The organism is Lysobacterales bacterium, from assembly GCA_016703225.1.
GTDB lineage: Bacteria > Pseudomonadota > Gammaproteobacteria > Xanthomonadales > Ahniellaceae > JADKHK01.
The window spans coordinates 1028774-1042644 of record JADJCM010000001.1 but is presented as its reverse complement, the minus strand read 5'-3'; the positions used below and the strand labels follow the sequence as shown (position 1 = coordinate 1042644).

Genomic DNA, 13871 nt, shown 5'->3' with positions numbered 1-13871 from the left:
AGGCCAATGCCAGGCACCTGCCCCCCCCCCCCCCCCCCCCCCCCCCCCCCCCCCGCCTCCCCCGCCCCCCCCCCCCCGCCGCCTTGGCCAGTCAACAAGCCGAAACGGACCAGAGCTGCACGGCAAAGCCCGAGCAAGTCGGTCGAACTCACAGCCGGTGGCGGATCATTTGCGTGCCCCCCCCCGCCCCCCCCTGGGCGGGGGGCGGGCCTCGCCCCCGCCGGCCTGGGCGGCATGCCCCGATCAAGCGACCCAACTTGTTGAACTTGATGGGAGTGCCGGGCGGAACGAATGCGTAGGACTCGGGAAATGTCTGAAGCATTGCCGCTTCCCGGAGTGATATTGCGCGGTCCTGCTCAGGGTGTCCGAACCTTCCATTGCCGTATCCGAAACACTGCGTGGTCATCGTTGGTGCCGGCAGGTCCCACTCCATGCGCCCGTAGACGCTCGGATAGGTGGCGCCTGTGCTTCTGCGGTGGCACGACGCTTGCAGACTCTTGTGCCAATCTCTCCACGTACCGCCAGGGCGGGACGCGCGAATCCTCGAATGATTTAGAGGACTCAGAGAACACGCTGCATGCAACTCGTCATTGGGGTCGCGTTCGCCTGCATTGATTGGAGGCAGCGAACCAATGGTTTCGCGCACGGTTGCACGGTGAGCCTGTGCCTGCACAAGTTCCAGTGCCGTGCTACTGAGCCGTGACGCGAGTAGCACAAGACGCTTTCTCGTCTGAGGAACACCAATTGAAGAGCACTCGACGATTTGCCACCACTTCGTGTATCCGGAGAGGCTCTTAAGGAACTGCCGGAAGACTGGATGGTCGGCGAGTTGAGGCACGTTCTCCATAGTCACGAGATCGGGCTCGATCTTCTTGACCAAGTGACCGAAGGCCGACACTAAGGGCCACTGCGATTCATATTTGCTGTTGCGCCCGCTTTGGCTGTAGGTCGAGAACGGCTGACACGGGGCGCAGCCAGCGAGCAACGTGAAGTCGGCGCCCTCGTAGAAGGGTGCGATGTCTTCCGCCTTGAGCTTTCCAACATCAACGGAGCGGCGTTGTGCCGAATCAATTTCGTTCCGGCGGCGACAGAAATGCCACCACGAACCAGGCCGTGCGTAAGGCCGCCTACGCCGCAGAAGAGATCGACTCCCACGATACGGGGCGGCTTGGGAGAGATAGGGGACTTGCGGCTCATGCGGGACGCTTCTCCGGAAGGAGATACTCAAAGCTCTCGACGTACCTCGCAAAGCAGTCTACGACCTCTTTGAGGTAGTTCACGGTACTGTCCTTCAAATTGACGAGCCGCGCGACGGTGACGTCTTCGGCGCACTGCGCGAATGAGATGGACCCGTGTGCGAGACGGTTCCTGAACTGCTTCACCAAGGCCAACGGTCCCAAGGTCGCCCGGGGGCCCCGGGCGCGGCGGGGGCGACGCCGGGACCAATTGGAAGCCCAATCGCCTGCTGAAAGCCTCGATCTCGGAGTCGTCCCAATTGCCGCCACCACCTTTTTCAATATCGAAGGCGCTGATCGGCAATGACGCCACCAAGTGGTCGCACAGGCGCAATGCGCTCTCCAGCCTGTGCTCTGGGGTCAGATCTGTATGCGTGCGGGCAGTAACGCGAACCCACTCGCGCCTCAATGAGTCGCTGAGGTCGCTGGGCTTCCACCGAGCATCGTGCTTGGCCGCTTCCGCGACAGCTTCGATGCATCGGGACATGGTTGCTTCGATAAGGTTGTACAGCTGCAAATACACGCTCGAATAAAGGATGCGCTGTTGTTGGCTGCTGATTGGGTGCTCCGCGCCTTCGATCCGTGGTGGTCCCTGCTGGGCTTGGGTCTCCATGGTCGATAGGAAGTCCAGATACGTCTCGACTTCGGCCAGCCGCTCTTGGAATCCGTTGGTCAGATCACTGCTCATTCACAGACCCAACAGTCGGTTGCGCACAAACCCGGTGCGTTCTCTCAAGCGCGCGATGGCATTAGCACCATCCGACCCGGTAACTTCCGTGAAGTCGTCACTGGTCAGCCACAGTGTTACGTCTGCGACAGACTCGTTGGCGAGATTCGGTCGCTCATCCAAAGCAAGGCGCGATCCGACTGCAATGGCCTCGAATCTGGCTCGGGGTGTGGCCTTGCCCCTGGCGTTCCTGCGGAAGCCATAGGGAAAGGCACGGTCGATGAAGTCAATCGATTCTTGAAAACGCTCACGATATCGAGCAGCCAATGCTGGATCATCGGCGACTTCGGCATTCATGTTCTTGACGTAGTTAAAGATGAACTCCGATGGGCGATCCTTGTACCCGTCCAGTCCATCGCTGTAGGCGAAGAATCGGGCCACGAGCTCTTCATGTTCGCGTTCGTCCAGATCCTTCTTGGATACGGGAGCGAGTGTGACAAACTTGGGAAGGACCGAAAGTTCGATGATCAAGTCCATGAACGGACCAGCAAGCGCGCCTCTGCGAACCTCCGCCATGTTGGCGATCTTGCTGCCCGTATTGATTCGCTCGAACATATCGAAGCGAGCCTGTTCGTCGGCGTGTTCGTTCAGGACGATGCCGCGTATCGAGCGATTGTTGATCTTCCTCTGGCGGGACTCGGGAAGGTCGGAGAACTTGAAGCCGGACATCGCGGTGAGGCTTTGCAATTCTCCCAAGCGGAGGTCACCAAGCACGAACTCTTCAATGGAGCGCAGTCGCTGCGAGCCATCGACGATCTCCAGTTTCCCATTGAGCATTTCCCAGAAGAAAAGAAACGGAATGGGCAGGCCCAGCACAAGGGACTCGATGAAGCGCGACTTGCGCTCGTGCTCCCACGTGTATTCGCGCTGATACGGGGGAACGACGAACTCGCCCTTACTCATCTTGGCGGCCAAGAGTTCGACGGAATATTCCGTCAAATAGAACTCGATCCTCTTGGAAAGCTCGACAATCTGGGCCTCGGCTTGGGTGATCTCCTCCTCAGACTTGAGGAGGGCCAGTTCTTTTTGCTTTTTCATGTCTTGTCGTCCGAGTTCCGCTTGATGCGCCGTGACGAAGAGCCATTGGAAGGGGATATGTGACTCGTCATCCCCAACTCGACCAGTCTCCTCACGGCTTCCGGTCTCGTGGGCAGATCGGCTTGGTCCTTGCGCCAGCCATCTACGGCTTCGAGCAGCGTCGCTTGGAAGCGGGTTCCGACTAAGGTTCCCGTCGTTGTGGCACGTGGTCTCGGCTTTGCGCTCATGGAAGTCTGATCACCATGGATGTTTTCATGTTATCACGGCATCTCGGGAATACTCCCTGGGGATGCGCACATCCTGGCGCGCCGCCGTCGAGGTCTGAGGGTTGAATCGAGGCCAGACCAACCTGGTCCCGATTTTGGTGTGTCCGCTTATGGCCGAAAGCGGACATCGCTCGAACGTCGATCAACGATGGCCTGATCGGACGAACGGATCGACCGCTGCGACACCAAATGCTCGATGGGGTCGCGGCGGAGTGCACGACGCATCGGTGCGTGCTTGGCGTGAGCCCGCGTCGGTCGTCTCACCCGGCCAATGCCCGCGCCGCGATTTCGCTGGTGTCGCGGGAGAGGCCGGGCAGGCTGGCGAGGCGTTCGAGTTCGTTGCGCATCATGGTGGCACGGCCGGGTTCGAGGCGGCGCCAGCCGTTGAACACGGCGGCGAGGCGCGCGGCGATCTGCGGGTTGATGGCGTCGAGTTCGGCCAGTTGCGCGCCGATCAGACGATAGCCGCCGCCGCCCGCGTCGTGGAAGCGCACGCGGTTCTGGCGCGCGAAGCTGCCGAGCAGGGCGCGCACCTTGTTCGGATTGCGCAGGCTGAATGCGCCGTGGTCGAGCAAGGCGTGAACGCGTTCCAATGTGCCCGGTTGCGGATTGGTCGCCTGCAGCGTCAGCCACTTGTCGATCAGCAGGGCATCGTCGGCATGCTGGCGATGAAAAGCTTCGGCAAGTGCCTGCGCACCGGGCACGGCGTGGTGCATCAGCGCGGCCAGTGCCGCCAGACGCTCGCCCATCGCGGCGGCCTCGACATACTGGCGCAGCGCAACGGCGGCGTTGGCGACCGCATCGGCGCTCATCAGCAGCTGCAGCGCGCGTTGCCGGAAGCGTCGCGCCGCGGTGGCGGGCGCCGCATAGCCGCCACGCGCGCTCGCGGCAAGAGCCTCGCGACGCGCCAGCAGGGGGCCAGCCAGATGCTGGCCGATGCTCGCGCGCAGCTGTTCGCGGACGGCGTGCAGGCGGGTTGGATCGAGCGCGTCGATGCGCTCGCCGAGGGTGATTTCGTCCGGTGGCTCCAGACACTCGGCGACCAGCGCGGGATCGAGTTGGGTGTCCGCGATCAGCCGCGCCAGGGCCTCCAGCAACACCTGCAGCGAAGCGCTCGGCTCGAGTGCGCCGTCGCGGTAGGCCGCAAGCAGGATGCGTTCGCCGAGCACCTGCGCAGCGTCGAAGCGATTGAATGCGTCGTGCTCGTGGGCGATGCGGAACGCCAGTTCGGCGTCGTCGACCGCGAACTCCAGGCGTACCGGCGCCGAGAAGTCTTGCAGCAGCGACGCCACCGGGCGTGCTGCGATGTCTTCGAACACGAATTCGGCCTGCGCCTCGCGCAACACCAGCACGCGCTGGGTCGCTGTGGCCTGCGCCTCGCCGGACAGACGCAGCGGATGCGGTTGGCCATCGGCTGCGTACAACATCATCCGCACCGGGATCGGCAGCGGTTGCTTGTCGCTCTGGCCCGGGGTCGGCGCCAGGTGCTGGGCGAGGCGCAGGTGCACGCGTCGCGTTGCCGTGTCGTGGCGCAGCTCGGCACGCAACAGCGGCGTGCCGGCCTGCGCGTACCACAGCCCGAGCGCGTCGAGGTCGGCGCCGTTGGCGTCGGCCATCGCGCGCAGGAAATCGTCGCAGGTCACTGCCTGGCCATCGTGCCGCTGGAAATACAGGTCCATGCCGCGACGGAAGCCGTCGCGACCGAGCAGGGTGCGATACAGCCGCACCACTTCCGCGCCCTTGTCGTACACGGTCGCGGTGTAGAAATTGTTGATCTCGCTGTACGCGGCCGGGCGCACCGGATGCGCGAACGGGCCGGCGTCCTCGGGAAACTGCAGCGAGCGCAACTGGCGCACGTCGTCGATGCGCTTGACCGCGGGCGATCCCTGGTCGGCGCTGAACTCCTGGTCGCGATAGACGGTCAGGCCCTCCTTCAGCGACAGCTGGAACCAGTCGCGGCAGGTAATGCGGTTGCCGGTCCAGTTGTGGAAGTACTCGTGCGCGACCACGGCTTCGACGTAGTCCAGATCGGTGTCGGTCGCGGTCTCGGGATCGGCGACGATGGCCTTGGCGTTGAAGATGTTGAGGCCCTTGTTCTCCATCGCGCCCATGTTGAAGTCGTAGGTCGCGACGATGTTGAACACGTCCAGATCATAGGCGCGACCGAACTCCTGCTCGTCCCAGATCATCGCCCGCTTCAGGCTCTGCATCGCGTGCGTGCAACGCCCGATCGCCTGCGCCTCGGCATGGATGCGCAGGCGCACGTCGCGGCCGTCCATGGTGCGGAACTGGTCCTCGACGAACTCCAGTTGCCCGGCGACGAGCGCGAACAGGTAGCTCGGCTTCGGCCACGGGTCGGTCCATTCGGCGAAGTGGCGGCCGTGCGCCAGCCGACCCTGCTCGCCCGGATTGCCGTTCGCGAGCAACAGTGGAAAGCGTGTGCGATCGGCTTCGAGGCGCACGTGGTAGGTCGCCATCACGTCGGGGCGGTCGATGAACCAGGTGATGCGGCGAAAGCCTTCGGCCTCGCACTGCGTGGTCAGGAAATCGCCCGAGCGGTACAGGCCTTCGAGGCGGGTGTTGCGTTCCGGGTGGATCAGCACCTCGCTCTCGAGCACGCAGGGCGAAGGTGCCGCGGTGATTTCGAGGCCGTCCTCGTCGATGCGGTAGTCAGCGCTTCCCAGCAGCCGGCCGTCGAGTCGCAGCGCCACCGTTTCCAGGTCCTCGCCGTGCAACCGCAGCGGCTCGCCGTCGTCGCGCGCCGGGTGGCGTTCGAGGCGGAGGCGCGCGAACACGCGCGTCTCGGCGAAGTCGAGCTCGAAGCGCAGCGCGACGTCGCGCACCGTCCAGGCCGGTGGCCGATAGTCGATCAGTCGGGTTGCCGTTGCAGTCATGCCCAATCCTAGAGAACGCCTTCGCGCTTGATCGCAAGATAGCGCTCGACGAGGGCGGCCGGTAGCGCGTCGCTGTCAACGTCGAGCACACTGGCGCCATGCGCGCGCAGCGCGTCGTGGGCACGCCTGCGGTCATCCAGATAGAGCGCCACGGCACCGGCGAGCAGGGCGCCGTCGAAGTCCGCGGGCAGTGCATCACGTGCGACATCGAGCGCCTTCTCGCGCAGGCTGGCGACGATCACGACATGGCGCCGGCGCAACTGCCGCACGGCGCTCAACAGGTCTTCGACATCCTCGTCGCGAACATTGGTGATCAGCACCACCAGCGAGCGCCGTGGCTGGCGCCGGGTCAGTTCGGTCGCGGCGGCAGGATAGTCGGTCGCAACCGCTTGCGGCTGCAAGTCGTAGACCGCGCCGAGCATGCCGTCGAGCGCGCCGCTGCCGCGCGCCGGCTTGACGAAACGCGACTCGCCACCATGCGCCAGCAGGCCCACGGCGTCGCCCTGGCGCAGTGCGATCCAGGCCAACAGCAGGCTGGCGTTGAGCACATGGTCGAAGTGCGAGAGCGCGTCGTCGCGCGCCAGCATGCGGCGGCCGGTGTCGAGCAGCAGCAGCACCTGCTGGTTGCGTTCCTCGCGGTAGTCGCGCGAGATCAGCTTGCGCGCGCGCTGGCTTGCCTTCCAGTCGATCTGGCGCAGGCTGTCGCCCTCGCGGTATTCGCGCAGCTGGTGGAACTCGGTGCCGTCGCCGCGCCGCCGGCGCAAATGCGCTCCGAGCACCTGGCTGGCCTGGTCGGCACCGAACAGCGCCAGGCGCGTGAGCGGCGCGAAGTCGGGATAGACCTTGACCGTCGCTGCGGCTGCGACCGTGCGCCGCTGCGTCCACAGGCGCAGCGGCGAGTGCAGGCGCAGCTGCACCGCCGCGAACGCATAGCTGCCGCGTTCGTGCGCGGTGAGGCTGTAGTCGAAGCGGGTACTGGCGCGTGCCGCAAGATCGAGACGGCGCGGCAGGCCGGCGACCACGAAAGCGGGCGGATGGCCGTCGTGCACGTCGACGCGCAGCGCCTGCGCATCCGCCGGATGCAGCACCAGGCCTACCTCGCGGCGCACGCCGAGCGGCAGCACGGGCGCGCATTCGCGCTGCACGCGCGGGGTCGGCAGGCGCAACAGGCGCAGTGCATCGAACAGTGCCAGTGCCGCCAGCACTGCGGCGCCGATGGCGAGCGCACGCTGCGGCGCGAAACCCAACGCCACCACCGTGCCGAGCACGGCCAGCAGCAACACGCCGGCGATCAGCGCCGGTGCCGGTTTCATCGGCGCGGCGCCTCGACCTTGGCCAGCAGCGCATCCAGCACCTGGTCGACGCGGCGGCCTTCGATCTGCATCTCCGGCGCCAGCGCGATGCGGTGGCGCAACGCCGGCCGCGCGATGCGCACGATGTCGTCCGGGGTGACGAAGTCGCGGCCGTCGAGCACCGCCTGTGCCCGGCCCGCACGCACCAGCGCCAGGCTGCCGCGCGGGCCCGCGCCCATGGCAATGCCCGGCCAGTTGCGCGTCGCACGCACGATGCGCACGGCGTAGTCGAGGACCACCGGGTCGAGCGCGATCGCGGCGGTGCCGGCCTGCATCGCGACGATCTCGGCGGGGCCCACCACAGCGCGGACGCCGGCCAGGTCGAACTGGATGGCGCTGCCGCTGCTGATCGCGGTGACCATGCGCAACTCGTCGTCGAGCGCCGGATAGTCGATCAGGATCTTGAGCAGGAAGCGGTCGAGCTGCGCTTCGGGCAGCGGGTAGGTGCCTTCCTGTTCGACCGGGTTCTGGGTGGCGACCGTGAGGAACGGCGGCTCGAGCGCGAAGCTGCGCGACTCGATCGTGACCTGGCTTTCCTGCATCGCTTCGAGCAGGGCCGACTGCGTCTTCGCCGGCGCGCGATTGATCTCGTCGGCGAGCAGCAGATTGGCGAACACCGGGCCGCGGCGGATCTTGAAGCTCTCGCTCTTGGGGTCGTAGAAGGCGTGGCCACTGACATCGCTCGGCATCAGGTCGGGGGTGAACTGCACACGCGAAAAACTCCCCGCCATTGCTGCCGCCAGTGCGCGCACCAGCAGGGTCTTGCCGAGGCCGGGCACGCCCTCGAGCAGCACGTGGCCACCGGCGAGCAGGGCCACCAGCAGGCGGCGTTCCAGTTGCAGCAGGGTGGAGAGGGTGGTGTGGAAGGTCGCGGCATGGCCGAGGCCAACCGGATTCAGGGCCTGGGCGATGGCGGCTGCAGCGAGCCCGGTGCGTGCCGCGAGCGCGGCGTCGCGCTCAGGCCCGCCGAGCGCTGCGATTTCCGGCTCGCGTTGTTCGATGCGCCGCTGCACGCGTGCGAGCAAGGCACGATGCATGGCCAACGGCTGGCCGCGACGGAACAGGAACTCGCCGCTGGCGCGTACGTGTTCAAGCAGCGCTCGGCGCGGCGTGGCGCGCTCCGGCAGGATCGGACCGAAGCGCTCGCTCGACCGCCACAGCCACAGCAGCAGCGCGACCAGCGCCGGCAGCAGGGCGGGCCAGCCTCGACGCAGCAGCAGCACGTGGAACGGCTCGGCGTCACCGCCGCGGAACAGATGAATGCGCTTGCGCTCGAGCAGTGGCGCCAGCAGCGCGGCGCCGAGTTCGAGCGCTTCCGCGTCGTCGAGCGCGCTGTTGTGCAGCATGTCCAGGTCGCTGACCACGAAGACGCGGCCCTGCTCGTGCGCAACCTCGCCGAACCAGTAGCCGTAGTCCTTGTCGTGATAACTGGCGAGGCGCGTGTAGCGCACCTCGACGTCGCCGCCGATGCGCGTGCCGCCGCACATTTCGTGCTTGCTCCCGGCGCCGAGCGCGATCTCGAAGCAATGCGTGTCGGGTTCCAGCGGCTCGATGTCGAGCTGGTCGAGCAGGGTACCGGCGCGGCCCTCGGCGCTCTCCGGCATGCGCATCAGCAGCAGCGCGCCGCGCGCCACGAAATCGAGCAAGGCCTCGACCTCGGCGTCGCGCAGGCTGCGTGGGTCGAGGTCAAGCAGCACCGCGCTGGCCGCGGCGTCGCTGAAGTCGGTCGTGTTGAAGCGGCGCCAGTTGAACACGACATGACCGCGCGTGCGCAGCGTGCGCTCCAGCGCCAGCAAACGGTTGTGGCGCGCCTCCGGCCCCGGTGGCGCGCGGAACTCGAACGGCACCTGATGGAAGTTGGCGAAGAACCAGTAGCTGCCCGCCGCGATCAGCGCGGCCGCAAGCGCACCGGCCAAGAGCAGCAGCAAGGTGCGGCGCGAGCGCGTCATGGTGCCGCCAGCCCGGCATCGGCGTAACGCGCCAGCAAGGCCTCGAAGCGTGCCGCATCCGGCAGGTCGGCGGCATAGGCGGCACGCTGCCACTGGCGCACGATCTCGACAATGGCGCTGGCGCAGCGCTGGTCGTCGATGTCGCGGGCGAGGCGCAGTACCTCGGACTCGGTCGCGCCCGGTAGCAGCGCCCTGCCGACCCGCTGCGGCGTCGCCGCGCAGGCGCCGCGATAGAGCAGGGCCATCGCCTCGCGCATGGCGCCGCGCGCGAACAGCGCACGCGCTGCGGCGGGCAGGTCCGACGGTAGCGGCTCGGGTTCATGGTCGGCTTCAACTTCGGCGGCGGTGATGCGGCGCTGTGTGCGCAGGCGCTCGAGCAAGGGCAGGCGCCAGGTCGAGGCATGCACGATCACGACCACGATCAGCAGCGCCAGCAAGATCCACAAGCCGAACTCGGCGAAGAACCCGAAGGCGCGGCTCAGCCACTTGAGCCAGGCCCCATCGCCTGATTCCGGCCGGTCCGTGTCCTTCACGATCCGCTCCCAGCGGCTCAGCGTCTGCTTGGCGCCGAACTCGGGGGCATCCAGCGTCTGCTGGATGTCGCGGGCGAGTTTGGGGTCGGAGGGTTCCGGCCCGAACACGTCGCGGAGCGCGCGCGACTCGATGACCTCGGCCAACCATTCGGCGTCGTCCGCGTCGTCGTCTTCCGCCTCGTCTTCTTCCGTTTCGGCCTCGGCTTCCACTGCGGTGCGGTCCGCGCCCGTACTCGCCATTGCTGGCGTCGGCAGCGTCGCCAGCGGCAGCACAAGCAGCAGCGCCAGCGTCAGCGCGCCCAGGCGCTGGGCGATGCGGCGGAACGCGAGCTCGATATCCCAGGCCTCGAGCTGGGTGCGCCGGTTGAGATAGAGCGCGAAGCCGGCGCCGACGAACAGTGGCTCGACCACGCCCATCGCCAGGAACGCGACGAAGTTGGTCAGCAGATGTGCCCAGCGCGGCGGATCCTCGAGCAGCACCTCGAACATCACCTGCGCCGACTCGTCGAGGAAATCGAAAGGCACGAACATCAACGCCAGCGCGAACACCGACAGCGTGATCGCCACCTCGATGTGCAGCATCACCAGGCACAGCCCGATCGCCACCGGGCTGGTCGAGGCGCGCCCGAGCAGCGCCGCGCGCTGGTTGCGCTCACGCCCGCGCAGGCCTTCGAGCAGCGCCACCGGCAGGCTCAGGCCGCGCGTCAGGTCAATGCGTCGCCACAGCAGCCAGGGCAGCAGCGCGCGCAAGCGAAACTGCTGGCGCAAGGTCGCGCGCGCCGACGGTGGTGCGGTGAACACCGCGTGCGAAAGGATGTGCAGCACCAGCTGGTCGAACCAGGGCTTCAGCCACCACAGTGCCAGCGCCGCCAGCCATACCGGGCCGAGCCACCAGGCCAGCGCGTTGAGCAGCGCGAACAGCGGCAGCCCGAACAGGAACCAGCTGCGCGCGATCACGCCGGCGTGGCGGCGCACGAGCGCGAAGCCGAGGTCCGCCGCCTCCCACGAGGTGCGCGGCCGCAGCGCGATGTGGATGCCCTCAAGCCGCATGCACGCGCCCGCGTCCGCCGAACCCGAGCCAGGCCAGCACGACGGTCCAGATCAATGCGCCGCTGCCGAACTTGAGCCAGTCCGGAAAGCTCGCGATTGACGACCAGAACGCCTCGATGAAGGCAGCACCGAGCAGCATCACGAACACGCCGAGGATCAGCCGCGCACCGACGCGTCCGGCGGCGAGCAGGGACGCCACCCGGCTCAGTTGGCCGGGGGCGACCAGCGCGAAGCCAAGGCGCATGCCGGCGCCGCCGGAAATGACGATGGCCAGCAACTCCGGTGCCGAGTGTCCGACCACGAAGCGCCAGAACGGGCCGCCATAGCCGATGCCGGTCAGATGTCCGGCGACGCTGCCGATCATCACGCCATTGCTGACCAGCACGAAAATCGAACCGATGCCGACCAGCAGCCCGCTGGCGAAACTGCGGAAGCCGATGCTGATGTTGTTGAGAATGTAGTGGCCGAACATCATCAGGTCGGTGCCGCTGTCGCGGCCGATGCGGTCCACGCGGCCCGGGTCGTACATGTGCTCGATGTTGGCGAGGTCCTCGATCTCGAAGATGCCGTGCACGAGATCAGGATCGAGCTGCACCGCCACCAGCATTGCCAGCAGCGGCACGAAGAACAGCAGCGCCGAAGCCAGCATCCAGCCCCAGTGGGCGCGCACCTCGGTCGGGAATCCGGAGGCGATGAACGCGATTGCACGCCACCAGCGTGGGTTCGGCGGACGGTAGAAGATGGTGTGCGTGCGCTCCACCAGTTGCCCGAGGCGCTCGATCAACATCGGGCTGTAACCGCGCCGGCGCGCCAGTGCCAGATGCTGGCAGACGCGGCGATAGCGTCCTGGCAGTTCGGCGTCGGCGCAGGCTGCAACCGCCGGCCGCGGCGTATTCGCCGGTGACTTGCGGGTGCCGTCCAGCCACGTGGCCAGTTGCTGCCACTCGCGCTCGTATCGGCTGGCGAACTGGTCCTGGCGCATCAGCGACCAATGATGTAGTTGGCGAAACCGAGCAGGCGCTGCACCGCGTTTGCACCTTGCGTCTGGGTGATCTGTGGCAGCAGCGATGCGAGTTCGATGCGGCGTGCCTCGGTCAGCTGCGCGCTGCGCTCGGCATAGGCGACCACCACCGCATGCTCGTCGGCGGGCAGCGCCAGCATCGGCACGAACGCGGGTACCGCCGGAATGGCAAGATCATGCTTCAGGCGCTCGGCATGCACGACCAGGGTGCCGGCGACCAGGTCACCGAGGCGCCGCGCGTGCGGGTCGATCACGCAGCTGAAGAACCCGAACGCATAGCCGATCGGCAGCGCATCGACGGTGCGCATCAGATTGCGAATCAGCGACGCAGTGAAACCGACCGGCGTGCCGTTGCCGTGCACCACGCGCAGACCGATCACGCGCTTGCCCGGCGTCTGTCCGTCCATGAACAGCTCGAACGCGACCGGGTACACCCACATCAGCACGAACAGCAGGATCAGCAGCAGGCCCTGTCCGCTCTCGCCGAGCATGGAGATCGGGATCGAGGCCGTCGTGAACACGCCGAAACGGATCCCGGCGTCGAGCAGCCACGCCAATGCCCGCGGCGCCGCCCCGGCAGCGCGCAGGCGCAGGGCGATTCCTTCCGGGGTCTCGTGCAGGGCTTCGGTATCGAGCATCAGGCGGGTTCGCTGCGCGTGCGGCGGTCTGCGGGCATCGCGGCACTTTATCAGCAGCCCGCGCTGCTCCGATAAGATCGTGGGAACCGAATCCGGGAATTGCGCATGTCCGAGACCTTGCCGAGCATCGCCGACGTCGAACTGGCACGCCATCGCATCTCGGCGCATGCGCGGTTGACGCCGGTGTTGCGCGACGAGGCGCTGGACGAGGAGATCGGCGCGCGCGTGCACTTCAAGTGCGAGAACCTGCAGCGTGTCGGTGCATTCAAGTTCCGCGGCGCCTGCAATGCCGTGTTCGCGCTCGACGACGCGGCCGCGGCGCGCGGCGTGGTCACGCATTCCTCCGGCAATCACGGCGCCGCGCTGGCGCTGGCGGCGGCGTTGCGCGGCATTCCGGCGCACATCGTGGTGCCGGCGAACGCCAACGCGCTCAAGTTGCGCAACATCGTCGAGGCCGGCGGCGTCGTGCACACCTGCGCGCCCACGCTCGCCGCACGCGAGGCCATGTGCAGCGCGATCGAACGCGAGCACGGCGCGCGCCTGGTGCACCCCTACGACGATCCGCTGGTGATCGCCGGCCAGGGCACGGCGGCGCTGGAACTGCTCGACCAGGTCAACGGCCTCGATGCTTTCATCGCCCCGGTCGGCGGCGGTGGCCTCATGTCCGGCTGCGCCACCGCACTGCGCGCGCGTTCGCCGCATACCGTGCTGGTCGGTGCCGAACCCAGCGGTGCCGACGACGCGCAACGCTCGCTCGCCGCCGGGCGCGTGGTTCCGGTCGAGCGTCCGGACTCGATCTGCGATGGCTTGCTCGCGACCCTCGGCGAGGTCAACCGCCGCATCCTGCTCGCGCATCAGGTCGAGGTGCTGACGGTGGACGACGCTGCCGTGCGCGCAGCGATGCGGCGCCTGTGGGAACGCCTGAAGCTGATCGTCGAGCCGAGTTCCGCGATCACCTACGCCGTGCTGCGCGCGCACCGCGCACGCTTCCGCGGCCAACGCGTCGGCCTGCTGCTCAGCGGCGGCAATGTCGATCTGGATGCGTTGGCGCTCGTCGCCCCTTGAGTCCCCGCTTTGTGGGTCCGGATTTTGTGGGTCCGGCTTCAGCCGGACGCTCTCCCAGCTTTGTGGGTCCGGCTTTAGCCGGACGCTCTCGCAAAGCGTCCGG

The 13871-nt window shown here is 67.0% G+C and carries 8 protein-coding genes and 2 pseudogenes; 1 reads left to right on the top strand and 9 read right to left on the bottom strand.

From position 1 onward, the window contains the following. Positions 1-148: 148 nt before the first annotated feature. From IPG63_04505 to IPG63_04465, 9 genes and pseudogenes are all read right to left on the bottom strand, one after another. A pseudogene (locus IPG63_04505) lies at positions 149-1197 on the bottom strand (DNA cytosine methyltransferase). Then, positions 1194-1923: pseudogene (locus IPG63_04500) on the bottom strand (hypothetical protein). The pseudogenes IPG63_04505 and IPG63_04500 overlap by 4 nt, the downstream one beginning before the upstream one ends. Further along, complete coding sequence (locus tag IPG63_04495) at positions 1924-3000, bottom strand: DUF262 domain-containing protein (GenBank protein MBK6726512.1); 1077 nt, start codon at positions 2998-3000, stop codon at positions 1924-1926. 526 nt (positions 3001-3526) lie between these two features. Next, positions 3527-6160 carry an aminopeptidase N gene (pepN, locus tag IPG63_04490; protein MBK6726511.1) on the bottom strand — a complete coding sequence of 878 codons (2634 nt, stop codon included), beginning with the start codon at positions 6158-6160 and terminating at the stop codon, positions 3527-3529. A gap of 8 nt (positions 6161-6168) precedes the next feature. Then, positions 6169-7473: a DUF58 domain-containing protein gene (locus tag IPG63_04485; GenBank protein ID MBK6726510.1), complete on the bottom strand. Its 1305-nt coding sequence runs from the start codon at positions 7471-7473 to the stop codon at positions 6169-6171. Then, positions 7470-8549, bottom strand: a complete 1080-nt coding sequence (locus tag IPG63_04480) for a MoxR family ATPase (protein ID MBK6726509.1) — start codon at positions 8547-8549, stop codon at positions 7470-7472. The genes IPG63_04485 and IPG63_04480 overlap by 4 nt, the downstream gene beginning before the upstream one ends. A gap of 908 nt (positions 8550-9457) precedes the next feature. Then, positions 9458-11044 carry a hypothetical protein gene (locus IPG63_04475; GenBank protein ID MBK6726508.1) on the bottom strand — a complete coding sequence of 529 codons (1587 nt, stop codon included), beginning with the start codon at positions 11042-11044 and terminating at the stop codon, positions 9458-9460. Beyond that, positions 11034-12026, bottom strand: coding sequence for a stage II sporulation protein M (locus tag IPG63_04470; protein ID MBK6726507.1), 993 nt, complete (start codon positions 12024-12026; stop codon positions 11034-11036). The genes IPG63_04475 and IPG63_04470 overlap by 11 nt, the downstream gene beginning before the upstream one ends. Further along, positions 12026-12703, bottom strand: coding sequence for an RDD family protein (locus IPG63_04465; protein MBK6726506.1), 678 nt, complete (start codon positions 12701-12703; stop codon positions 12026-12028). Before IPG63_04465 ends, IPG63_04470 begins: the two co-directional genes overlap by 1 nt. A gap of 105 nt (positions 12704-12808) precedes the next feature. Between IPG63_04465 and IPG63_04460 the strand changes: the two genes are divergently transcribed. After that, positions 12809-13768: a pyridoxal-phosphate dependent enzyme gene (locus tag IPG63_04460; protein ID MBK6726505.1), complete on the top strand. Its 960-nt coding sequence runs from the start codon at positions 12809-12811 to the stop codon at positions 13766-13768. Positions 13769-13871: the final 103 nt, after the last annotated feature.